This window comes from Reyranella sp., assembly GCF_965249915.1.
GTDB lineage: Bacteria > Pseudomonadota > Alphaproteobacteria > Reyranellales > Reyranellaceae > Reyranella.
This window is the reverse complement of record NZ_OZ252257.1, coordinates 2,829,117-2,849,664: the sequence shown is the minus strand read 5'-3', so window position 1 is coordinate 2,849,664 and position 20,548 is coordinate 2,829,117. Positions and strand designations below refer to the sequence as shown.

The following is a 20,548-nucleotide window of genomic DNA, read 5'->3' as shown; positions in this document are numbered from 1 at the left end:
GTTACAACGGCCTCATCGGGCCAGCAAGCGACGGTAGAGCGGCTGCAGCAAGGTCGGAATGATGTAGATCGGGAACTGCACCGCGGCGATGAACAGGAAGATGTCGGGATCGGCCGTTGCCGGCAGGACTGCCATCAGGAGCGCGTTGTGCCGACCGCCTGAGCAGTAGCCCACGGTGAGGGCACTGCGCCGGTCGAGGAACGGCAGGGTCGCGATCGCCATCACCAGATTGCAAAGAAGCATTCCTCCGAATGAGCCGGCGATGAAGCCCGCAAGCTTCACCGGCTCGGCCGCGGCACGGGCGACCACGCCATCCATCAGCGGGATGGCGAAGACCATCAGCACCAGTACCGACACGCCATCAAGAGTCGTGCCAGCCTCGACGATGCGCGTACCCAGCCAGCGACGGATGATGAGCGCGCCGACCAGTGCGATGGCCACGATCATCGCCAGCCTCAGACTAAGGTCGAATAAGCCGATCTTGAGGTCGAAGCCCAGCAGCCAAAGCGCCAGCGGCGGCAGGGTGAAGGGCGCCAGGAAGTTGGTGAACAGCGACAGCAGCAGGGCCAGCGAGGCGTCGAGCCGCAGGAAGGTGGCGGTGGTCGCGGCCGAGATGATGCCAGGCGCCATGGCGCTGAGGCAGAGCGCGGTGACGAGGCTCGGCCACAGGCCCAACCCCTGCCAGATCGGCCACACGACGAGCGGAACCGCAATCAGGTTGAGGACCGCCAGCAGCAGCGCGAGCCCCGGCCGGCGCAGGAGTGCCGAGAGGCGGCCCCAGTCCATGCGGGCCAGCGCCAGCATCAGCAGCAGCACCACCAGCGGCAGCAGCAGCGGCCGCGCCGCCGCGGCGACGTCCTGGAACAGCAGCCCCAGCAGCAGCGAGAAGGGCAGTAGCGTCGTGGCGCGGCGCCCCATGCGCTGCAGGACCGATACGAGCGGATTCATTGAAGCCACCGTAGCACGTGCTAGCCTGTGGCCGATGAACACTCTGCCTGGCGTCTGGCTCGACGATCTCACCCGACAGGAAGTCGCTTCCCGATTGGACGGCAATGCCGTCGTCCTCGTTCCCGTCGTTTTGGCCGGCACCCCGGCGCCTCATCTGCCGCTCAAGACGGCAGCCTTGATCGCCCGTGCGCTCGGTCAGGCGCTGTTGCAGCGGTTGCCCGTCGTGCTGGCCCCCGTCATCGATGCAGACTCCTTCTCGCGGCCGGAGATGCTGGAACGGGTCCTCGGCGACCGTCTGGACGGGCTGAGGGCGCTTGGTGCGCGACGCATCGTGGTGCTCGAAATCTCGCCGTCACCGCTTGGGACACCGCAGGTTCTCGCGGACGGGCTGGTGGTGCGGGCCGGCGACCGCCTTGCCGACGACGAGTATGTCACCTCCTGCCTGATGGCCCTTGACCCGCGAAGCGTGCGCATGCCCCTGCTGCCGGCCAGCTCCCGGAGCCAAGCCTTCGCGGGCGAACGCGGAATGTCGGCCGAGGTCGATGAAATCGCTACGGCCGTCGTTTCGAAGTGGCCCGATCTTATCTGACGATACTGGGCGATGCCGTCTGGTGCTCCGGGCTCCGGACTGGCAAAAGCTTGAGCCATGCCGCTGCACTGGACCGTCGACTCCAAGGAAAGGCTCGTGATCGTGACCGCCGAAGGCGATGTCACCGGCCCGGAGCTCGAGGAATACATCGCGGCGATGAACGGCGCCGGCACGATGTCTTACCGCAAGCTGTACGACGGCAGTCGAGGCAACAGTGGTTTGACCGAAGAGGAGCTGCTGGGGATCGGTGTGCGGCTCCGCGCGCGGCATGCGACAGGCGACAGGCCGGGACCTCTTGCGCTCGTCCTATCGTCGGAGCAATTCGAGCAGGCTTCCCGCGTGCTGGGCATGCTGGCCGCGGCCGACCGACCCATGCGAGTGTTTTCCGATATTGCGCCGGCACGGCACTGGATCGAGAGGCTTCCGAAGTAGGCGGCGCAACGAGCCAATATGGGCTATGGTAGCGGCTCAGGCGCTATCAGGAGTCTTTATGAGGTTGTTCTTGCTGCCGGCCGCTGTTGCCGTTTCGATGATTGCCGTTGCCGCCGGAGCGCAGACGGCCATCCAGGCCGGCGAATGGGAGACGACCGAGACGACCACGATGGAGGGCGTGCAGCCGATGCCGCCCTCGTCGAAGAAGGTCTGCCTCACGGCGGAGGATGCGCAGCTCGAGCGTCTGCTGTTCCCGACACCGGACGAAATCAAGCAACATGGTTGCAAGTACGAGCCGGGCGCCAAGAAGGCCGGCGTTCTCGCCGCCACACTGACCTGCCCGCCGAACGACCAGATGCCCGGCGTGACGGCGAAGGCCGACATTACCTACACCCCGACGAGCTACCAGGGAGTTGGCCAGCTCGAGGCGGCCGACAAGTCCGGCACGACCGTGAAGGGCAAGAGCCAACTGAGCGGCAAGCGTCTCGGCGATTGCCCTAAGTAAGGCGGCTTTTCAGCATCCGGACGATGTCCGGGTCAGGCATCTCGTCGAGCGTCAGCAGGGCGGTATAGGGATCTCCCTCGAGGCCGAGCACGCGGGCGAAGGCGGGCTCGGTCTTCAGGCCATCACGACGGCGCCGCATCACGGCAGCGCGCAGCCCGTCACCGCCCAAACCGAGAAGCCGGCGCTCGATCTCGAAATGCCGCCAGCCCGGTTGCCGGGCGACCGGCCGCGGATCGCCGAACACCTCGACCGGCCATCCGTCGAGGTGGAATGACGCGACGACGGGCCGGCCGTCGCTCTTCCACTGATGGATGGCGAAGCCGTCGAAGGCGCTGGCGAAGTCCCAGAGCGTCCTCGCGAAGGCCTCGGCGTCGGTCGCCTGGCAGATCACGTCGATGTCGCTTGCGGGCAGATCGAGACCCAGCGGCGGCGTGCCGGCCACATGCGGATCGAAACGCGCTAGAGCGGTGAGGAGGCCCGACCGGTCGAGGACCGCGAGGTAGTGCGGGCGCGGCATCCGCTCAGGCGAAAGCCGGCATAACCTGCTCGCCGAAGCGGCGCATCGAGGCGAGGTTCTGGGCGTGGCTCATCGCGCCGAACCCGGTCTGGCAGAGCAGATGCTGCACCCCGACGTCGCGCAGCTCGGCGACCTGGTCACGCACCCGTTGGACGGAGCCGTAGAGGCAGCCGGTGCGCAGCAGGAACGGCACGGCTTCGGAGTCCGGCACCTTGGGATCGGTCCAGGCGTTGAGCGTCGCGGGCTCGGGCTCGAAGTCGGCGGGATTGTGCGCCTCGCGCACATGCATCATGTGGGCGCGCGTCTCGACCAGCAACGCGGCCAGCGCATCCTCTGCCTCGGCATCCGACTCCGCGACATAGACGTTGCGCCAGAGCGCGCTCTGGGCCAGCAGCCGCGCCTTGGTCGCGGCATCGTGTCCGCCTTCGTCGATTCCGGCGGCGTAGGTCGCCCAGCGTTCCTTGATGCGTTCGACGGGAAGGCGCGCGGTCAGAATCGGCATGCCGAGCCGGCCGCATTCCCGAAACGAGCCCGGTGAGATGACGCTGCGCCACAAGGGCGGGCCCGGCTGCTGCACCGGCTTCGGCCGGATCGCCGGCACGTGCAGCGTGTGGAAGCGGCCCTCGTAGTCGAGCGGCGACTCCGTCCAGGCGCGCTGCAGGATGTCGACCGTCTCTTCCATGCGCTCGCGGCTGTCGGTGCTGCGCAGCCCGTGGCCGACGAATTCATACTCGTTGTAGGCGGTGCCCTTGCCGATGCCGACGTCGATGCGGCCCTTGCTGAGATTGTCGAGCAGCGCGAGCTGGACGGCGAGGCGCACCGGATGATGGAAGGGTGTCTGCACCACGGCGAAGCCCAGCCGCACCTTGCTGGTCTTCATCGCCAGCGCCGCCGCGAACATCAGCGAGTCGCAGTACACGCTCTCGCCGGTGAAGTAATGCTCGGTCAGCCAGACGTCGGAAAAGCCCAGCCGCTCCGCCTCGCAGGCCTGCGCCACAATGTCGTCGATGCGGGTCGCGTCTTCGTCGGGCGAGGGTGACATTGCAAGGGTAAGCCAGCCGAACTGCATTCTACACTCCGCGTCGTCTCCGTGCGTCTATAGCATGTCGGTCTGGCTCGTATGGCGCCGTCTCGCGAGACGTACTAAAAAAATCGGACAGTGCCGACGATACTGAAAAACACACTGCTCGTTCTGATCTCCATCGTGCTCTGTACAGCAGCAGCCGAGGGAATGGTCCGCTGGCTCGACGCCGAGGCGCCGAGTGCCGCGCTGAAGCACCTCGGCGGGATTCCCCTGGCGGAGGGGGTGCAGCCCGCCTGGTTCGGCGAGAATCCGGCGCCGCTGCCGAACCGCCATACGGTCTCGTCCGACGCGCTCGAGCTCGTGCGTCGGGTCGAGGCGAGCGGCGTGACCGACGGCACACGGCGAGCCGACATGTTCAAGGCGTGGAACAGCGTCTTCGTCGGTCCCGATCCCTGCGCGCATCGCTATCTCAAGGACGCGCCGGGGCAGATCTACGTCTTCGACCCGCCGGATGGCAGCCCGTGGCCGCGCTATCGTTTCCTGCCTGACACAACGACGCCGATCGGGCTGGTGACCAACGCCTACGGGTTTCGCGGCGGTCCCGTTCCCCTCGCGCGTCAGCCGAAGACGATCCGCATCGTCTTCGTGGGCGCATCGACGACGGTGGCCTCGCACCACTTTCCCTATTCCTACCCCGAGCATGTCGGCTACTGGCTCAATCGATGGACTGCCGCGAAGAGGCTCGACCTTCGCTTCGAGGTGCTGAATGCCGGGCGCGAGAGCATCGGCTCGCCCGACATTGCCGCCATCGTGCGCAATGAGGTGGCGCCACTCGCGCCGGATCTGGTCGTTTATTACGAGGGCGCCAACCAGTTCTATCTCGAGCCGCTCGTCCCCCAGCTTCCGCCGCGCCCCGCCAGACTGCCGGTCGCGAGTGCGCCCGCATCGGGCTTGTTCGCACGCATCCTCGAGGATCTGAGCTACAGCTCCGCACTGGCCAAGCGCCTGCAGAATCTGATTGCCGAATACGCCGCGCCTCGCGACGCAAGCCCCTCGGCCGCCGGTGGCAGGGCGCCGGGGGCCGACGGTCGCGAATGGCCGAAGCCCGATTACACGCTGGTCTGGCCGACCGGCGTCGATGAGAAGGATCCCGACCTCGCGCGCAAGGACCTTCCGGTCACGCTGCCGGAAATCCTGGCCGATCTCGGCCGTATCGAGGCGACGACACAGGCCGTGGGCGGGGAGATGGCGCTCGCCTCGTTCAAGTGGCTGGTCGAGGACGGCATGGTGCTCGATCCGGTGCGCCACAAGTTCATCCTGGAGTATCTCAACTACGGCTATGCGCCTTTCCGTTACCGGGACCTGGCACGTCTGGCGGCGTTCCAGAACCGCGTGCTGGAGAAGTATGCGCGGGAACACCGGATCGACTTCCTGGATGTCGCCCGGCTGATGCCCTCCGATCCGGACCTGTTCATCGATGCAATCCACGGCACGCCGGAAGGGGTGCGCCTGCGCGCCTGGATCATGCTGCAGCTTCTCGTGCCGGTGATCGACCGACATCTGGCCGACGGCACCTGGCCCAAGAAGACTTTCCCTGTCGTGCCGCCTCCCGCTCCCTACAAGCCGCGCGTGGTCACTTTTGATTGCAAAGGGAAGGCGGGCTGAGGCTGCGCGTTGGAAAGCTTGCAGTCTCAAAGAGATAATCCTAGCCTGAGTCATCACTCGGGGGAGGAAAATGAAGCTGGGATTGACGGCGATCACGATGATCGCCCTGGCGGCTGCGGGCGCCAGTCCGACGGCAGCGCAACAGACCACTCATGGCTGCGCCTGCCTGCACAACCAGACGCAGGCGCAGATCAGCTATCGCTACAAATGGGGCGAGGGCGAATGGAAGACCATGCAGCTCAAGCCGGGCTACCAGAACTGGATCTGCTGGCAGTACCAGAACGCCCAGAAGAGCTCGCCGAACCTGTTGTTCCAGCTCGATGTCGACATGTCCAAGGGCAGCGCCTGGACGACCTACAGCATCGCGCGCGTCCAGACCGTGGGCGCGAGCTGTGATGCGGTGGGCGCCGGCGGCCACTACAATGTCAGCTACCGGCCCAATACCAACAATACGTTCATCCAGGTGACCAAGCGCAACTGAGTTCTGCGGCGCGACGCGCTCGCGTTGACAGGTCGACAGCAGGCCCGCACGCTTCCGGCAAAACACCGGAGGAAACGAATGGCGCGCTATGATCGCGTGATCCGCGGCGGGATGATCGTCGACGGCAGCCGGCTGCCGCGCTTTCGCGGCGACATCGGAATCAAGGATGGCCGCATCGCCGAGATCGGCCAGATCGCCGCCGGCGATGCCGACGAGGTCATCGACGCCGGCGGCCTGATCGTGGCGCCGGGCTTCGTCGACCTGCACACGCACTACGACGCGCAGCTCTTCTGGGATCCCTACTGCACGCTGTCCTCGTGGCACGGCATTACTTCGGTGGTGATCGGCAATTGCGGCTTCGGCTTCGCGCCGGTTCGCCCGGCCGAGCGCGAGCGCGCCATGATGTCGATGACGCGCGTCGAGGCGATCCCGATGGCCTCGATGCAGCAGGGCATGCCGTGGAACTGGGTGACCTTCCCGGAGTTCCTCGACAGCGTGGATGCCGCGCCCAAAGCGGTGAACATTCTTCCCTACGTGCCGGTGTCGCCGCTGCTCATCTGGGTGATGGGCTTCGAGGCGGCCAAAGCCGGCAAGATGCCGACGCCGGAGCAGCATGCCGAAATGAAGCGCCTGCTCGGCGAGGCGATGGATGCCGGCGCCTGCGGCTGGTCGGCGCAACGGATGAAGCCCACCGGCCCGGCGGCGGTGCAGCGCGACTATGACGGCACGCCGATGCCGACCGATGTGATGCATGACGAGACCTGCCGGGAATTCGCCCGCGTGCTGGCCGAGCGCAACGAGGGCTTCATGCAGATGTTGCTGATCTCGGGCGACAATGCGGCCGACCGCGCCTTCTACGAGGAGCTGTCGACGCTGAGCGGCCGGCCCATGATCATGAACGTGATCCAGGCCTTCGATCACCGGCCCGAGATCCATCGTCGTGGACTGGCGTGGCTGAAGAGCTGCCGCGAGCGCGGCATCCGGGTCGTGGGGCAGGGGCTCACCACCGATGCGGGCTTCACCTTCACCTTCGAAGACTGGAACCTGTTCGACGATTCGCAGGACTGGTGCGATGCGACCACCGGCACGCGCGAGGAGCGGCTGGCCAAGCTCGCCGATCCGGCCCGGCGTGCCAAGTTGCGCGAAAACCTGCCGATCACGGCGACAGGCCCATTGCCGCAGATCGCGATTGTCGGTCCCAAGACGGAGCGCAACAGGAAGTGGCTCGACCATACGTTGGCCCATGCCGGCGAGAAAATGGGCAAGCATCCGGTCGACGTCATGCTCGACATGGCGGTCGAGGAGAATCTCGAGACCGAGTTCTTCGCTGCCCCGCCCAACGGCAGCATCGAGTATCTGAAGGAACTGGTCGACGATCCCTACATCCTGTTCGGCGTGTCGGACGGCGGCGCCCACACCAAGTTCCTGACGGCCGGCCGCTATCCGACCGAGACGATCTGCAAGGTGGTGCGACAGCACGGCATGCTGAGCCTCGAGGACGTGCACTGGCGGCTGTCGGCATTACCGGCCGAGGTCGCGGGCTTCCGCGGCCGCGGCATGCTGAAGAAAGGCGCCCCGGCGGACATCGTGATCTACGACTATGACGGGCTGAAGGTCCTGCCCGACGAGATCGCGCACGACCTGCCAGGCGGCGAATGGCGCCGCGTGCAGCGGGCCTCAGGCTACAAGTACATCCTGGTCAACGGCCAGGTGACGATGCGCGACGATCGTCCGACCAACACCTATTCGGGGCAGCTGCTGCGACACGGCGCGTGAGAGCGCGCCCTTGGCCGGCTACTCCACCACCGTCGTCGTGAAGTCGGCCGGCATGGTGATCTCGATCAGTTCGAGATCGTCGCTGTGGTCGATCTCCTTGTGCTTCACGCCGGGCGGTTGATAGACGGTCGAGCCCGCGACGAGCTTGTGCTGGCCGTAGCCCTCGTACTCGAAGATCGCCCAGCCCTTCAGCACGTAGACGAACTGGAAATCGAGGGCGTGGCTGTGGCGCGGCGCGTCGGGATGCTGGCCGGGCACGGCGCGGATCACGTGAGCGCCGACCTTGCCGCCGGTGAGCTCTTTCAGGCCGAGCGGACGATACTCGAAGAACGGCCGCAGCCCGTCCTTCTGGAAGGAGTCGGGACCGAGGTGGCTGACGATGCCGGCACCAGCGGCCGTCTCGTCCTTGAGCTTCTCCTCCTCTGCCTCTCCGGTCGTCGGAAACAGGTCAGGCATGCCATCCTCCCTCTGTCCGCGCCAGGACTATTGGCCCGTGACGGAAACGGTGAGCGTGTAGCTGGCCGCGTCGCGGCGGCTGTAGACGATCAGCAGATAGGGCCCCGTCTTGGGCAGGGCGCCGATCCAGGCGGCGGGTTCCTCGGTCGGACCGGCATCGTGCATGGGCTTTCCGTCGAGGGCGAGCGTCCCGTCGGCATTTGTCTTTACGCCGGTGCCCGGCTCCCAGACCTGGAAGACGACGTTATTGCCGGGCGAAGCGACCGCGACGTTCATGGTCTGGCCGGCCTGGCCCGGCACGTAGTAGAGGCCGCGCGCCTTGGTGTCGGCCAGGCTGCCGGTGACGTTCGTGCCGGTCGGGCCCGGCGCCACGGTGAGGGTGCGGATGGCGGGAAGCTGCTGGGCCAGGGCGGGCGCAGCGGCGAGGAGCGGCAGGGTGCCGAGGAGGAAGCGTCGGTTCATCCCGCCACCCTAGCAGACAGTTCGGCTCCTGCGGACTATTGTCGGCAAAACCGGGGGAAGACGATCATGGCCAAGACGTTGTTCATCGATTCGACGTCCGACATCGACCGCGTCTGGAAGCAGGTCCACGGTCCGGCGGACATCCCGATCGCGGTCGGCATGGGCCCCGTCTCCGAGGCGGACGTGCCGGCCAAGGTCGCGGGCTACGACACGGTCATCAACGACGCGACCTATTTCAGCGAGCCGACGCTGAAGCGCTGCACCGACCTGAAGCACATCGTCTTCCTGGGCACGGGAGCCGCGAGCTTCGTCGACCTCGCGGCCGCCGAACGGCTCGGCATCAAGGTCTCGACCATTGGCGGCTACGGCGACACCACGGTCGCCGAGCATGCGATGGGCCTGGTGTTCGCCGCGGCCCGCCACATCGCGACCATGCACGGGATCGTCCGCAGCGGCGGCTGGCGGCCGATGCAGGGCATGGAGCTTCGGGGCAAGACGCTGGGCGTGGTCGGTCTGGGCGGCATCGGCCGCGAGATGGCGCGCATCGCCCAGGGCGTCGGCCTGAAGGTGATCGCCTACAACCGCTCGCCCGTATCGGGCGGCAGCGTGCCGGCCGTGCCGATCGACGAGGTGCTGGCGCAATCCGATATCATCAGCCTCCATCTCGCGCTGAACGAGTCGACGCGCGGCTTCCTCGATCGCGCGAAGCTGGAGAAGACGAAGCCGGGCGTCCTCATCGTCAACACGGCGCGCGCGGGAATCGTCGACGAGGCGGCGCTGATCGAGCTGCTGGGCACCGGCCGCATCGGCCACTATGCAACGGACGTGTTCGGCAAGGAGCCGACGCCGCCCGAAGAGCCGCTGCTGAAGCTCGACAACGTCACACTGACGGCACACGCCGGCTACAACACGCCCGAAGCGGCGATGACCATGTATCGCCGCGCCATCGACCTGGCGGCGAAGGGATGGTCTACGCCGTAATCGCGTTCTCGGTGTCGGGATCGAAGAAGTGCAGGCGGCCGGGCTGGACGCTCAGGCGCACCTGGTCGCCCGCCGAGATGGCTGACTCGGGGGGCACGCGCGCTGCGGTCACGCGGGCGTCGCCGACGCGGGTTTCGAGCAGGATCTCCGAGCCGAGCTGTTCCACCACCTCGACCTTGGCCGCAAAGCTGCGGCTGACGGCGCCGTCGCCCAGCATAAGATGCTCGGGGCGCAGGCCCATGATCACGCCGCGCCCGATGTAGGCTTCGAGCGCGCGGCTGCTCGGTTCGTTCACGGCGAGCTTAAGCGCGGCCGACTGGGCCACGATCGTGTCGCCCTCCCGGGCAATCGTGACGTCGAGGAAGTTCATCGCCGGCGCTCCGATGAAGCCCGCGACGAACTTGTTGACCGGGTTGCCATAGACCGTGAGCGGCGTGCCGGCCTGCTGGACGCGGCCATCCTTCATCACCACGACGCGATCGCCCAGGGTCATCGCCTCGACCTGGTCGTGGGTCACGAACACCGAGGTGGTGGGGAGCTGCGCGTGCAGCCGCTTGATTTCAATGCGCATCTGCGCGCGCAGCTTGGCGTCGAGGTTGGAGAGCGGTTCGTCGAACAGGAAGACCAGGGGATTGCGCACGATGCAGCGGCCCAGCGCCACGCGCTGCTGCTGGCCGCCCGAGAGCTGGCGCGGCTTGCGCTTCAGCAGATCGTGCAGGCCCAGCATGCCGGTGGCACGGTCGATCGCAGCCTTGATTTCGGCTTCCGGCAACTTCTTGTTGCGCAGGCCGAAGGCCAGATTGTCGTAGACGCTCATATGCTGATAGAGCGCGTAGTTCTGGAACACCATGGCGATGTCGCGGTCGCGCGGGGGCAGGTGATTGACCACACGGCCGCCGATGCGGATCTCGCCGCCGCTGATGTCCTCGAGGCCGGCGATCATGCGCAAGGTGGTGGACTTGCCGCAGCCCGACGGTCCGACCAACGCCACGAACTCCTTGTCGGCGATGGTGAGATCGACGTCCTTCACCGCGTGATGCAGTGCTCCGTAATGCTTGTTGAGCTTGTCCAGTACGATCGCTGCCATGATCCCGCCAACCTTGAATAACGCTGCGCGTGACGACCCCGCCGCGCGGAAGCGCGGCGGGGGTATCGCTTCGGCTCGGCCTTGGGCCGCTAGGGCGTCGCCGCCTTGGTGACCAGCGGTGCGCCCTCGGCGAGGACCTTGCCGATATCCTCGCGCTTGCCGGTGACGGCCTTGGTCACGGCGTCGTTGAACGCCTTGTGCACGGCCGGCCACTGCGGGAAGTAGTAGGCGCCGCGCACCTTGTCGGGCGAGTCGAGTGCCGCTTCCTTCAGGAGCTTCATGAACGGATCCTGGGCTGCGATCTTGTCCCAGAACTGCGTGTTGGGCGGCGGCGCGCCGGTCGCCTTCCACAGCTTCATCTGGCCTTCCTCGTCCATCATCATGGCGCCGAGCATCTGCTTGGCCAACGCCTTGCGTTCGGGCGAGATCGACTTCGGAATCGCCCAGCCCCAGATGTCGTCCCAGGCGAAGTTCTTCTGGCGGTTGGGGCCGAGTGGAAAGCGGGCCGCGGCGACCTTGCCCACGACCTTCGACTTTGCGGCGTCGTTGAAAGTGCCCCACCACAGCGAGTCGGCCACGGTGAAGGCTGCGTCGCCCGACATGAACACCGCGTTCGCCTCGTTGCGATCGTAGGCCGGCATGCCGCGCGGCGAGATTTTGTGGGTGTTGATCGCATCCCACCAGTACTCGGCCGTCTCCTTCATGCAGGGCTGGTCGAGGCCCGACTTCCAGCCGTTCTGAGCCAGCACCTTGTTGTCGCGCTCGTAGAACGGCATCAGCACGTCGCAATTGTTGCCCCACATCGACCAGAACCAGCTGAACCAGCTGTTGTTCATCGACATGGCGCCGACATAGCCGAACTTCACCTTGTTGGCGGCCTGCAGCTTCTTGCTGACGGCGACCACTTCGGCGAGTGTCTTGGGCACCTCGTTGGGCTGTACCAGGTCGGAGCGGTAGAAGAACACGCTGAAGGTCTGGCCCATCGGCACGACCGTGTTCTGTCCCTGGGCGTTGCCGAACACGACCTTGTCCATGCCCCACTTCTCGGCGAACTGCAGGCCGGGCACGTCGTCCGTCGGCTCGAGCAGGTGGGCCCAGAGCTGTCCCCAGTCGTCGTTGTGCCAGATGACGTCGTACTGGTCGGAGTTCGAGGTCAGCGACGCCGTCATCTTCTCGACGTAGACGCCGTAGGAGTTCGGCACCTTGACGATCTTGATGCCGTTCTTGGCACCCCAGGTCTCGAACATGGCGATCGAGGCGTCCTGGATCGGGCTCGGCTGGTAGCCGATGCGCAGTTCCTTGACGGCCTGGGCGTTGGCGCCGCCTGCGACGAGCAGTCCGGCGGCGGCCGCGATTGCGGCTAATGTCCTTCGTCTCACGCTCATCTCGTTTCCTCCTCGATGTGGTTTTGTTTGTCCTCTTCTTTAGATCCGCAGCCCCCGGATCACGTATTTCTGGCCGAACAGGGCCAGCAGGAAGGCGGGCACCAGGGCCATGACCGCCGTGGCGGCCATTAGGTTCCAGCGCAGCCCCATCTCGGTGACGAACTGGGCCATCACCACGGTGATCACCGGCACCTTGTTGCCGGTCAGGATCAGCGCGAACAGGAACTCGTTCCAGGTGAACAGCCAGCACAGAACGCCCAGCGCCGAAATCGCCGGGATGGCCGACGGCAGCGCCACCCTCACGAAGGCGCCCCAGCGCGTGCAGCCGTCGATCAGCGCGGCATGCTCCATCGACGGATCGATGCCGTCGAAGAAGCCCTTCATCAGCCACGAGAAGAAGCAGATGTGCACGGCGATGTGCGGCAGCAGCAGGCCGAGATAGGTGTCGTAGAGGCCCCAGCTCTGGGCCACGAAGTAGAGCGGCAGGACCCAGGAGATATAGGGCACGCAGCGGAACACGTAGATCGTGCCGAACCAGGTCGACGCCGCCGGCCCCTTGAAGCGCGACAGCATGTAGCCGCTCGACACGGTGACGAGCAGCGAGAAGATCGTCGCCAGGGTCGAGATCAGGGCGGAATTGAAGAAGGCCTGGACCAGCCGGTCGTCCTGCAACACCTCGGCGAAGCTCGCGAGCGTGAACTCGGTGCCGCGATGGACGTAATAGACACCCGATTCCGGTCGCAGCGACGTCAGGATCAGCCACAGGACGGGGAAGGCAAAGGCAAAACAGAAGCCGAACACCGCCAGCCCGAAGAGCAGGCGGCGGCCGCCGAGCGGCAGGCGGGCGAACATCAGGGGCGTGCGGACCATCGCCATCGGATCAGGCCTTCGTGATGCGGTCGACGATGCGGTAGAGACCGATGCCGACCAACAGGATGATGAGGCCGCCGACGATCGCCGCCGCCGAGCCCCGACCGAGGTCGAGGTTCAGGAAGGCCAGCACGTAGGCATAGAGGCTAAACAGCTCGGTGGAGCGGCCGGGGCCTCCGCCGGTCAGGGTCCAGACGATGTCGAAGGTGCGGAACGCGTCGATGGCGCGGATCACCACGCAGACCACGATCACCGGCTGCAGCATGGGCAGCGTGAGGTGGCTGAACACGCGCCATGTCGAGGTGCCGTCGATCTCGGCCGCCTCGAACGGTTCCTTGGGCAGGCTCTGCAGGCCCGCCAGCAGGAGGAGGGTGAACCAGGGTGTCCACAGCCAGATGTCGGTCAGCACGATGATGCCGAAGGCGCTCCAGCGCTGGACCAGCCAGGGCTGGCCTTCGAGACCAAGACCCTCGAGGACGGTGTTCACGATCCCGAACTGGTCGTTGAACATCCAGCGCATCATGATGGCCGCGATCACCGGCGCCACCATCAGCGGCACCATCAGGACGGTCTGCACGATCTTCTGGCCGCGGAACGGACGGTTGAGGAGGAGGGCGAGGCTGAGGCCCAGGACCAGCGAGCCGGCCACGCTCAGCACCATGAAGATGAAGGTGTTGGGCAGTACGACCTCGAGGAACGCCGGATCGCTGAGGACCGACTTGTAGTGATCGAGGCCCACCCAGGTCTTCTTGGGATTGTACAGCGCCCAGTCGCGAAAACTCGCATTGGCGCCGATCACGATCGGCAAGACCTGGAAGAGGCCCAGCAAGAGCGCTGCGGGCGCAATGAGGAACAGCATGAAACGCTGCTGTTCGCCGAACATGGGTCGTCGCGCTGGCGTCACCCGCCGTCCTCCCCCGTATCTCTCTTCTTCGTGTCGACGCTTGTTCCGCGCCGTTTTCACAATCGATGAATTGCGGGCAACTTCTGCGAGAAATGCTGCAATTGGATGAACGCTAGCATTCCGATAGCAAAGCGGGAAGCCGCATCCTTCGTATCCAACGGACGCGACAGAAAGGCGTTGGTTTCACGCAGGCCGTTGTGAGTAGTGTGCCGGCGAGCGTGGACGAATGGGCGTGATGCAATGACGAGAACGACGCGGCGGTCTTTTCTGGGGCAGGCCAGTGCTGGCGGCCTCATGGTGGTGTCCGGCTCGGCCTGGGGGCAGGCGGCGGTCGAATTGCCGTTCGCACCGTCCGAGCGCGCCCTCACGAAGGGCTTTCCGCAGAAGGGGCCGATGATCCTGCAGCGGACGCGGCCACCGCTGCTCGAGACGCCGTTCGAGGTCTTCGACCGCGGCGTGTTCACGCCCAACGACTCCTTCTATGTGCGCTGGCACTGGGCGGTGATCCCGACCGATATCGATGTCGGCACGTTCCGGCTTTCGGTGCGCGGTCATGTCGACAAGGAACTGTCACTCACGTTGAAGGAGATCGTCGACGGGTTGCCGCGGGTCGAGCTGGCCGCGGTCAACCAGTGCTCGGGCAACTCGCGTGGCTTCACCGAGCCCCGGGTTCCCGGCGCGCAATGGGCCAACGGCGCGATGGGCAACGCGAAGTGGATGGGCGTGCGGCTCAAGGACGTGCTCGACCGGGCGGGTGTGAAGGCCGGCGCGACGGCTGTGCGCTTTGCCGGGCTCGACGACCCGGTGGTGCCCGAGGCGCCGAAGTTCATGAAGTCGCTGGCGCTCGACCATGCAAGCGATGGCGAGGTCATGATCGCCTATGCCATGAACGGCGAGCAGCTTCCGTTGCTCAATGGCTTCCCGCTGCGCCTTGTCGTGCCGGGCTGGTATTCGACCTACTGGGTGAAGATGCTGGCCCGTATCGAAGTGCTGGCCGCGCCCGACGAGAATTTCTGGACCAGGAACGCCTATCTGATTCCCGACACGCCGGGGGCCGACATGAAGCCCGGGCAGACCGGCCTCACCATGGTGCCTATCAACCGCATGGTGCCGCGCTCGTTCGTGACCAACCTGAAAGACGGCGCGACCCTGAAGGCCGGCACAAAGACCCTGGTGCGCGGCATCGCCTTCGGCGGCGATACCGGTGTGCAGTCGGTCGAGCTTTCGGTGGACGGCGGCAAGGACTGGCTGCCCACGGTGCTCGGTCGCGACGAAGGCAAGTACAGCTTCCGGCAGTGGCAGGCCGAGGTGACGCCGTCTGCCGGCGACATTGCGCTGATGGTCCGCTGCACCAACGACGGCGGGCTGGTGCAGCCCGCGGCAAACAACTGGAACCCCAGCGGCTTCATGCACAACGGCATCGAGACCGTGCACCTGAAGGCGGCCTGAGCGATGCAGATCAACGGTGCCGCCCTGGGTCTTGCCGTCGCAGCCATTGCCGGGCTGACGCTGGCGTTCATCGGCCATCCGCCGGTTCAGCTTCCGGCGCCGGTGCCGGTGCCGGCCGCCGCGGCGTCATCCGGCGCGACGGCCTTCGTCCTGAAATCGGTGTCGGTCGATCTGCCGACCAGCACCGAGGTCTTTCCCGGCGGCGCGACCGCCGATACCATCAACGCGAACTGCCTGTCATGTCATTCGGCCGGCATGGTGCTGACCCAGCCCAACCTGTCGAGGGCTACCTGGCACGGCATCGTCGAGAAGATGATCCATGCCTACAAGGCGCCGGTCGACGATGGCGAGATGGCGGCGATCGTCGATTATCTCGCGACCACGAAGGGCTCGAAGTAGGCGGCGGTCGCGCTATTCGATCTTCACGTCCATGCTGTAGTTGGCGTTCCCGCGCGTGCTGCCGATGGCGATGATGTAGGTGCCCTTCCGCGGCAGGCGGCCCGTCCAGCGCGTCGCATCCTCGCCGGGACCGCCAGTGCGCAGTGTCTTGCCGGTGAAGGTGAGTCGTCCGTCGCCGTCTCGGCCGACCACGGTGTCGGGCTCGTAGATCTGGAAGGTTGCATTGCCGCCGGGTGTCGTCATCGAAACGGTCATGAACTGGCCGGCATCCCCCACCAGCGAATAGAGATTCTGTTCGCCGCGCTGGACGTGGCCACCCACGGTGCCGCTCTTGGCGCCGGATGAGAAGTAGATCGGTCTCGGCGCTGGGATCGGGTCGGCGGCCCAGACGCCGGCCGGTGCGGCGATCAGGGTAAGGAGAAGCAAGAGAACGGACAGGGTGATTTTGATCATGTCGCGTGAAGAGTCTCCCGGCTGACCGCAAGACGCAAGGGCGCGGCGCCTTCCTTTGGTCATCTACTCGCTGTACAGTTCCTCGCTTTCCAGCTCCCAGAGGACCGGAAAGCACATGGCGCATATCAGACTGAATACCCATCCCAGCCAGGGCGGCCAGCCGGCGCCTCCGGTGGTCTGGGGCGCGCGCGACCCGGCGGTCCGCGGGCCGGTCGTCGGAACGGTCGGCCTCACGTCGCACCGAAACGTCATCGGCGTCCATTCCGGGAGCTACGGCATCTATCGTGCGCTGGCCATCGCGGCGAAGGAGCTCAAGGCCGACCATCGGCCCGACCTCACCAACACCTCGCCGGCCGAGATCATCGGGCCGTTCGAAAGCTGGTTCGATCCGAAGAAGATCGTGTCGCTCGATCCGTGGGGACACCTGGTTTCCGAGGTCTTCGCCGACAAACTGGCGGCGGGGTGGGACATAAGGCCGACCATCGCCATCACCAAGGCCCATGTGAACATGCCGGAGATCATGGAGGCGATGGCCGCCGGCCGGCTGAAGCCCGACAACGACATATTGAGCGGTGCGGGCGACGTGAAGGTCACCAAGGCGGCGATCGAGCCGGTCTGGTGGCTGCCCGGCATCGCCGAGCGTTTCGGCGTCAAGGAAGTCGACCTGCGCCGCACGCTTTTCGAGGAAACCGGCGGCATGTACACCGAGCTTGTGACGCGGCCCGACCTCGAACTGTTCCTGCCGCCGATCGGGGGCGCCACGATCTATTTCTTCGGCGACGTGTCGAAGCTCGGCAAGCCCGAGACGAAGATCGCCTGCCGCCTCCACGACGAGTGCAACGGCTCCGACGTGTTCGGCTCCGACATCTGCACCTGCCGGCCTTACCTCGCGCATGGCATCGAGATCTGCATCGACATGGCGCAGAAGGGCGGCGTCGGCGTCGTCATCTACAATCGCAAGGAGGGGCGCGCACTGGGCGAGGTGACGAAGTTCCTCGTCTACAACGCGCGCAAGCGCCAGCCCGGCGGCGATTCGGCGGCGCAGTACTTCAACCGCACCGAATGCGTGGCGGGCGTCCAGGACATGCGCTTCCAGGAGCTGATGCCCGACATCTTCCACTGGCTGGGCATCAGCCGCATCGACCGCTTCGCCTCGATGAGCAACATGAAGTCCGATGCGCTGCGCGAGCAGGGCATCGAGATCGTCGAGCAGGTGCCGATCCCCGAGCATCTGATCCCCGCCGACGCGCTGGTCGAGATGGATGCCAAGAAGGCGGCGGGCTATTTCAGCCCGACCAAGCCGGGTTCCAACGAGCTGGCGCGCGCCAAGGGACGTGGCCTCGATGAATGATTCGCTGGCGTATCTGCGCACGCCCATCGCGATCCGCGAACGGGCGGCGAAGGTCCTGAAGTATGTCGAGGATGGGCAGTCGCAATGGTTCCGGCTCGATCCGAACGGGCTGGAGACGGCTGTGCAGGCGACGCTGGCCGTCACCCGCGAGCGCTTCCCCAATCCGGCGGCGATCCCGTTCCATTCGCGCTGGCGACATTTCGAATCCGGCGGCCGTGACCGCTGGAGCGCGCTGGCCGAGCGGCTGAAACATCTGCCGCCCGAGGAGATCGCGCGTCGGCGCATGGACCTTGCGGTCGTATCCGTGCTGCTCGATGCAGGGGCCGGGGCGGCCTGGAGTTTTCGCGAGCCGGGCACGGGCGAGACTTATGCGCGCTCCGAGGGGTTGGGCGTGGCCAGCTTCCATATGTTCGCCAATGGCGCCTTCAGCCGCGACGCCAAGGGCGATCCGCTGCGGGTGGATGCCGAGCGCCTCGCGAAGCTGACGCCCATGGACATCGCCATGGGCTTCCAGGTGAAGGCGCACAATCCGTTGCTGGGCCTGGAGGGGCGCGCTGAGCTGCTGCGCAAGCTGGGGGACGTCGGGTTGGAGCGGCCGGGCGCACTGTTCGATATCGTCGCGACGAGCGGCGAGGTGAGGGCCGACTCCATCCTGGCAGCTGTGTTGGACAAGCTCTCGCCGATCTGGCCGTCGCCGCGCGGCGACGTCTGGGAGCATCCGGTGGTCGGGCTGGTGCCCTTTCACAAGCTGTCGCAATGGATGAGCTACTCGCTGGTCGAGCCCATCGAGGGGGCAGGCCTCCACGTCGTGGCGCTCGATGCGCTGACCGGCCTGCCCGAGTATCGCAACGGCGGCCTGTTGGTCGATGCCGGCGCGCTGCGGCCCAAGCAGCGCGTGCTGCTGGAGAAGGCCTTCGCCCCGGGCGACGAGGCAATCGTGGAATGGCGGGCGCTCACCGTGGCGCTGCTCGACCGGATCGCCGAGCATGTGCGCCTGCATCTCGGGATGGATGCGGCGCGCCTGCCGCTGGTCAAGGTGCTGGAAGCCGGCACGTGGTTTGCGGGACGCCGGCTGGCGGCTGAACGCCGGCCCGGCGGCGGCCCGCCCATCACCGTCGAGAGCGACGGCACGGTGTTCTAGAGTTTTTGGGGAGAAGAAGACGATGTCATTGCCGCACTCGATCCATGTCGTGACGCACCCGCTGGTTCAGCACAAGCTCACCAAGCTCCGCGACAAGGCGACGTCGAGCACCAACTTCCGCCGGCTGCTGCGCGAGATCGGGCTGCTCCTGGGTTACGACGCCACGCGCGACCTGCCAATGGTGCAGACGCGAATCGAGACGCCGATCGAGGCGATGGACGCGCCGATGCTCGACGGCAAGAAGCTGGTGGTGGTGCCGATCCTGCGCGCCGGGCTCGGCCTCGCCGAGGGCGTCACCGACCTCGTGCCGCTGGCCAGGGTCGGCCATGTCGGGCTCTATCGCGACCCGCGCACGCTGCAGGCGGTCGAATACTACCTCAAGATCCCGCAGGACATTTCCGACCGCGACGTCATTGTCTGCGACCCGATGCTGGCGACTGCCCATTCGGCCATCGCAGCGGTCGACCGTCTGAAGGAGTCCGGGGCCAAGCGCATCAAGTTCATCTGCGTGCTGGGCTCCGAGCAGGGCGCGCGGACCTTCGCCGAGGTCCATCCCGACGTCCCGGTGTTCGCGGCAGCGATCGATGCAAAACTCAACGATCACGGGTATATTGTTCCCGGGCTCGGCGATGCGGGGGACCGTCTCTTCGGGACCAAATAACAACAACGGGAGAAACGCCGATGTCGCCGGACCTCAAGTACCTCCTTTTCTCCGTGATCCTGACCTTCGGGCAGATGCTGGTGGCGGCAACGGGCGCCAATCGGGCGGTCGGTCTGCCGACGCTGGCAGGCAATCGCGAGGGCCTGCCCGAGATCAAGGGGTGGGCCGGGCGCGCCAAGCGGGCCCATCTCAACATGATCGAGAATATGGTGCTGTTCGCGGCGCTGGTTTTGATCGCGGCGGTCGCCGGCAAGGCCAACGCCATGACCGCGATGGGCGCCGCGATCTTCTTCTGGGGCCGCGTGGCCTACGCCGTGATCTACGTCGCCGGCATCGCCTGGCTGCGCACGGCGGCCTGGTTCGTCTCGGTCATCGGCATGGCGCTGATTGCGATCGAACTGCTGAAGGCGATGTAGCAACCGCGAACACTATAAACGGAGCGCGCCATTCTAGTGGCGCTCATGCCTTGTTGATCTGCAAAGCTTGAGCGCAACTGGAGTTGCGCGCTCCGGTCGAGATGATGGGTTAATTCTTCCCGTGGCCGTGCGGCATGGCGCCCATGGCTTCGACGTTCAGCTGGACGTCGATGCTGCCGGCCTTCTCGAAGACGAGGGTCAGGGGCACCTTGGCGTCCTTGGCGAGCGGCGCCTTCAGCTCCATGAACATGATGTGATAGCTGCCGGGCTTCAGCATCACGGTGGCGCCGGGCGGAATCTCGAGGCCCTTCGCCAGTTCGCGCATCCGCATCACGTTGCCGTCCATCTGCATCTCGTGGATCTCGACCTTGTCCGAGGCGTTGCTGCGCACGGAGACCAGCCGGTCCGCGACTGTCCCCTTGTTGGTGATGGTCATGAAGCCGCCGCCGGTGCGCGCCGACGGCGGCGTGGCACGGGTCCACGGTGTGGTGATTTCGATCGAACCGATCTTGTAGTCCTGTGCCGCGGCGGGCAGCGCGAGCAGGGTGACGGCGGCGGCGAAGAACAGGCGGCGGGCGAGCATGGAAGGAACTCCT

At 66.0% G+C, this 20,548-nt stretch carries 24 protein-coding genes; 13 read left to right on the top strand and 11 right to left on the bottom strand.

Annotation, left to right across the window (positions count from 1 at the left end; genetic code table 11):
* Nucleotides 1-12 precede the first annotated feature (12 nt).
* Nucleotides 13-948 carry a hypothetical protein gene (locus ACP15H_RS14075; RefSeq protein ID WP_425066806.1) on the bottom strand — a complete coding sequence of 312 codons (936 nt, stop codon included), beginning with the start codon at nt 946-948 and terminating at the stop codon, nt 13-15.
* Nucleotides 949-982: 34 nt separating this feature from the next.
* Between ACP15H_RS14075 and ACP15H_RS14070 the strand changes: the two genes are divergently transcribed.
* From ACP15H_RS14070 to ACP15H_RS14060, 3 genes are read left to right on the top strand one after another with little or no spacing between them, the layout of a single operon-like run.
* A complete protein-coding gene (locus ACP15H_RS14070) occupies nt 983-1,537 on the top strand; it encodes a hypothetical protein (protein ID WP_425066805.1) in 555 nt (184 codons plus the stop codon).
* Nucleotides 1,538-1,594: 57 nt separating this feature from the next.
* Nucleotides 1,595-1,969 (top strand): hypothetical protein, encoded by a 375-nt coding sequence (locus ACP15H_RS14065; RefSeq protein ID WP_425066804.1) that lies wholly within the window; start codon nt 1,595-1,597, stop codon nt 1,967-1,969.
* Between the two features lie 58 nt (nt 1,970-2,027).
* Nucleotides 2,028-2,474 carry a DUF3617 domain-containing protein gene (locus ACP15H_RS14060; protein ID WP_425066803.1) on the top strand — a complete coding sequence of 149 codons (447 nt, stop codon included), beginning with the start codon at nt 2,028-2,030 and terminating at the stop codon, nt 2,472-2,474.
* Here ACP15H_RS14060 and ACP15H_RS14055 read toward each other — a convergent pair.
* On the bottom strand, nt 2,467-2,991 hold the full coding sequence (locus ACP15H_RS14055; protein ID WP_425066802.1) for a DUF4269 domain-containing protein: 525 nt from the start codon (nt 2,989-2,991) through the stop codon (nt 2,467-2,469). The genes ACP15H_RS14060 and ACP15H_RS14055 overlap by 8 nt on opposite strands.
* 4 nt (nt 2,992-2,995) lie before the next feature.
* Nucleotides 2,996-4,060: an LLM class flavin-dependent oxidoreductase gene (locus ACP15H_RS14050; RefSeq protein WP_425066801.1), complete on the bottom strand. Its 1,065-nt coding sequence runs from the start codon at nt 4,058-4,060 to the stop codon at nt 2,996-2,998.
* A gap of 90 nt (nt 4,061-4,150) precedes the next feature.
* On the opposite strand from ACP15H_RS14050, the gene ACP15H_RS14045 reads away from it, so the two are divergent.
* The 3 genes from ACP15H_RS14045 to ACP15H_RS14035 all read left to right on the top strand — a co-directional run bounded on the left by ACP15H_RS14045 (nt 4,151) and on the right by ACP15H_RS14035 (nt 7,937).
* On the top strand, nt 4,151-5,680 hold the full coding sequence (locus tag ACP15H_RS14045) for a hypothetical protein (RefSeq protein WP_425066800.1): 1,530 nt from the start codon (nt 4,151-4,153) through the stop codon (nt 5,678-5,680).
* A gap of 70 nt (nt 5,681-5,750) precedes the next feature.
* Nucleotides 5,751-6,161, top strand: a complete 411-nt coding sequence (locus ACP15H_RS14040; RefSeq protein WP_425066799.1) for a hypothetical protein — start codon at nt 5,751-5,753, stop codon at nt 6,159-6,161.
* Between the two features lie 78 nt (nt 6,162-6,239).
* Complete coding sequence (locus ACP15H_RS14035; RefSeq protein ID WP_425066798.1) at nt 6,240-7,937, top strand: N-acyl-D-amino-acid deacylase family protein; 1,698 nt, start codon at nt 6,240-6,242, stop codon at nt 7,935-7,937.
* 18 nt (nt 7,938-7,955) lie between these two features.
* Here the strand turns inward: ACP15H_RS14035 and ACP15H_RS14030 are convergent, their stop codons facing one another.
* Together ACP15H_RS14030 and ACP15H_RS14025 are read right to left on the bottom strand one after the other, a co-directional pair.
* Complete coding sequence (locus tag ACP15H_RS14030; RefSeq protein WP_425066797.1) at nt 7,956-8,393, bottom strand: cupin domain-containing protein; 438 nt, start codon at nt 8,391-8,393, stop codon at nt 7,956-7,958.
* A gap of 27 nt (nt 8,394-8,420) precedes the next feature.
* Entirely contained in the window at nt 8,421-8,855 is a 435-nt protein-coding gene (locus ACP15H_RS14025; RefSeq protein ID WP_425066796.1) for a hypothetical protein, read from the bottom strand.
* A gap of 66 nt (nt 8,856-8,921) precedes the next feature.
* Between ACP15H_RS14025 and ACP15H_RS14020 the strand changes: the two genes are divergently transcribed.
* Nucleotides 8,922-9,836, top strand: a complete 915-nt coding sequence (locus ACP15H_RS14020) for a 2-hydroxyacid dehydrogenase (RefSeq protein WP_425066795.1) — start codon at nt 8,922-8,924, stop codon at nt 9,834-9,836.
* On the opposite strand, the gene ACP15H_RS14015 is transcribed toward ACP15H_RS14020, so the two are convergent.
* The 4 genes from ACP15H_RS14015 to ACP15H_RS14000 form a co-directional block, all read right to left on the bottom strand.
* Nucleotides 9,826-10,923, bottom strand: coding sequence for an ABC transporter ATP-binding protein (locus tag ACP15H_RS14015; protein WP_425066794.1), 1,098 nt, complete (start codon nt 10,921-10,923; stop codon nt 9,826-9,828). The genes ACP15H_RS14020 and ACP15H_RS14015 overlap by 11 nt on opposite strands.
* Nucleotides 10,924-11,012: 89 nt before the next feature.
* Entirely contained in the window at nt 11,013-12,308 is a 1,296-nt protein-coding gene (locus ACP15H_RS14010; RefSeq protein WP_425066793.1) for an extracellular solute-binding protein, read from the bottom strand.
* A 39-nt stretch (nt 12,309-12,347) separates the two neighbouring features.
* Nucleotides 12,348-13,178 carry a carbohydrate ABC transporter permease gene (locus ACP15H_RS14005; RefSeq protein WP_425066792.1) on the bottom strand — a complete coding sequence of 277 codons (831 nt, stop codon included), beginning with the start codon at nt 13,176-13,178 and terminating at the stop codon, nt 12,348-12,350.
* Between the two features lie 10 nt (nt 13,179-13,188).
* Nucleotides 13,189-14,061 (bottom strand): carbohydrate ABC transporter permease, encoded by an 873-nt coding sequence (locus ACP15H_RS14000; protein WP_425066791.1) that lies wholly within the window; start codon nt 14,059-14,061, stop codon nt 13,189-13,191.
* A gap of 261 nt (nt 14,062-14,322) precedes the next feature.
* Between ACP15H_RS14000 and ACP15H_RS13995 the strand changes: the two genes are divergently transcribed.
* Entirely contained in the window at nt 14,323-15,531 is a 1,209-nt protein-coding gene (locus ACP15H_RS13995; RefSeq protein WP_425066790.1) for a molybdopterin-dependent oxidoreductase, read from the top strand.
* Between the two features lie 3 nt (nt 15,532-15,534).
* Complete coding sequence (locus ACP15H_RS13990) at nt 15,535-15,930, top strand: c-type cytochrome (RefSeq protein ID WP_425066789.1); 396 nt, start codon at nt 15,535-15,537, stop codon at nt 15,928-15,930.
* 12 nt (nt 15,931-15,942) lie between these two features.
* Here ACP15H_RS13990 and ACP15H_RS13985 read toward each other — a convergent pair whose 3' ends face one another.
* Nucleotides 15,943-16,383 carry a hypothetical protein gene (locus ACP15H_RS13985; protein WP_425066788.1) on the bottom strand — a complete coding sequence of 147 codons (441 nt, stop codon included), beginning with the start codon at nt 16,381-16,383 and terminating at the stop codon, nt 15,943-15,945.
* 115 nt (nt 16,384-16,498) lie between these two features.
* Here ACP15H_RS13985 and ACP15H_RS13980 point away from each other — a divergent pair, with 115 nt between their 5' ends.
* The 4 genes from ACP15H_RS13980 to ACP15H_RS13965 are packed head-to-tail and all read left to right on the top strand — an operon-like array spanning nt 16,499 to nt 19,952.
* Complete coding sequence (locus ACP15H_RS13980) at nt 16,499-17,734, top strand: GTP cyclohydrolase II (RefSeq protein ID WP_425066787.1); 1,236 nt, start codon at nt 16,499-16,501, stop codon at nt 17,732-17,734.
* A complete protein-coding gene (locus ACP15H_RS13975) occupies nt 17,727-18,875 on the top strand; it encodes a URC4/urg3 family protein (RefSeq protein WP_425066786.1) in 1,149 nt (382 codons plus the stop codon). The genes ACP15H_RS13980 and ACP15H_RS13975 overlap by 8 nt, the downstream gene beginning before the upstream one ends.
* Nucleotides 18,876-18,897: 22 nt before the next feature.
* A complete protein-coding gene (gene upp, locus ACP15H_RS13970; RefSeq protein WP_425066785.1) occupies nt 18,898-19,536 on the top strand; it encodes a uracil phosphoribosyltransferase in 639 nt (212 codons plus the stop codon).
* A gap of 20 nt (nt 19,537-19,556) precedes the next feature.
* Nucleotides 19,557-19,952 (top strand): MAPEG family protein, encoded by a 396-nt coding sequence (locus ACP15H_RS13965; RefSeq protein WP_425066784.1) that lies wholly within the window; start codon nt 19,557-19,559, stop codon nt 19,950-19,952.
* A 109-nt stretch (nt 19,953-20,061) separates the two neighbouring features.
* Here ACP15H_RS13965 and ACP15H_RS13960 read toward each other — a convergent pair whose 3' ends face one another.
* On the bottom strand, nt 20,062-20,535 hold the full coding sequence (locus ACP15H_RS13960) for a copper chaperone PCu(A)C (protein WP_425066783.1): 474 nt from the start codon (nt 20,533-20,535) through the stop codon (nt 20,062-20,064).
* Nucleotides 20,536-20,548: the final 13 nt, after the last annotated feature.

Coding starts and splice junctions, on each gene's coding strand:
- ACP15H_RS13985 (WP_425066788.1), bottom strand. CDS start 16,383: ATGATCAAAATCACCCTGTCCGTTCTCTTGCTTCTCCTTACCCTGATC.
- upp (WP_425066785.1), top strand. CDS start 18,898: ATGTCATTGCCGCACTCGATCCATGTCGTGACGCACCCGCTGGTTCAG.
- ACP15H_RS14075 (WP_425066806.1), bottom strand. CDS start 948: ATGAATCCGCTCGTATCGGTCCTGCAGCGCATGGGGCGCCGCGCCACG.
- ACP15H_RS14060 (WP_425066803.1), top strand. CDS start 2,028: ATGAGGTTGTTCTTGCTGCCGGCCGCTGTTGCCGTTTCGATGATTGCC.
- ACP15H_RS13965 (WP_425066784.1), top strand. CDS start 19,557: ATGTCGCCGGACCTCAAGTACCTCCTTTTCTCCGTGATCCTGACCTTC.
- ACP15H_RS14010 (WP_425066793.1), bottom strand. CDS start 12,308: ATGAGCGTGAGACGAAGGACATTAGCCGCAATCGCGGCCGCCGCCGGA.
- ACP15H_RS13990 (WP_425066789.1), top strand. CDS start 15,535: ATGCAGATCAACGGTGCCGCCCTGGGTCTTGCCGTCGCAGCCATTGCC.
- ACP15H_RS14015 (WP_425066794.1), bottom strand. CDS start 10,923: ATGGCAGCGATCGTACTGGACAAGCTCAACAAGCATTACGGAGCACTG.
- ACP15H_RS14035 (WP_425066798.1), top strand. CDS start 6,240: ATGGCGCGCTATGATCGCGTGATCCGCGGCGGGATGATCGTCGACGGC.
- ACP15H_RS14065 (WP_425066804.1), top strand. CDS start 1,595: ATGCCGCTGCACTGGACCGTCGACTCCAAGGAAAGGCTCGTGATCGTG.
- ACP15H_RS14055 (WP_425066802.1), bottom strand. CDS start 2,991: ATGCCGCGCCCGCACTACCTCGCGGTCCTCGACCGGTCGGGCCTCCTC.
- ACP15H_RS13995 (WP_425066790.1), top strand. CDS start 14,323: ATGACGAGAACGACGCGGCGGTCTTTTCTGGGGCAGGCCAGTGCTGGC.
- ACP15H_RS14040 (WP_425066799.1), top strand. CDS start 5,751: ATGAAGCTGGGATTGACGGCGATCACGATGATCGCCCTGGCGGCTGCG.
- ACP15H_RS13980 (WP_425066787.1), top strand. CDS start 16,499: ATGGCGCATATCAGACTGAATACCCATCCCAGCCAGGGCGGCCAGCCG.
- ACP15H_RS14050 (WP_425066801.1), bottom strand. CDS start 4,060: ATGCAGTTCGGCTGGCTTACCCTTGCAATGTCACCCTCGCCCGACGAA.
- ACP15H_RS14030 (WP_425066797.1), bottom strand. CDS start 8,393: ATGCCTGACCTGTTTCCGACGACCGGAGAGGCAGAGGAGGAGAAGCTC.
- ACP15H_RS14025 (WP_425066796.1), bottom strand. CDS start 8,855: ATGAACCGACGCTTCCTCCTCGGCACCCTGCCGCTCCTCGCCGCTGCG.
- ACP15H_RS13960 (WP_425066783.1), bottom strand. CDS start 20,535: ATGCTCGCCCGCCGCCTGTTCTTCGCCGCCGCCGTCACCCTGCTCGCG.
- ACP15H_RS14000 (WP_425066791.1), bottom strand. CDS start 14,061: ATGTTCGGCGAACAGCAGCGTTTCATGCTGTTCCTCATTGCGCCCGCA.
- ACP15H_RS14020 (WP_425066795.1), top strand. CDS start 8,922: ATGGCCAAGACGTTGTTCATCGATTCGACGTCCGACATCGACCGCGTC.
- ACP15H_RS14070 (WP_425066805.1), top strand. CDS start 983: ATGAACACTCTGCCTGGCGTCTGGCTCGACGATCTCACCCGACAGGAA.
- ACP15H_RS13975 (WP_425066786.1), top strand. CDS start 17,727: ATGAATGATTCGCTGGCGTATCTGCGCACGCCCATCGCGATCCGCGAA.
- ACP15H_RS14005 (WP_425066792.1), bottom strand. CDS start 13,178: ATGGTCCGCACGCCCCTGATGTTCGCCCGCCTGCCGCTCGGCGGCCGC.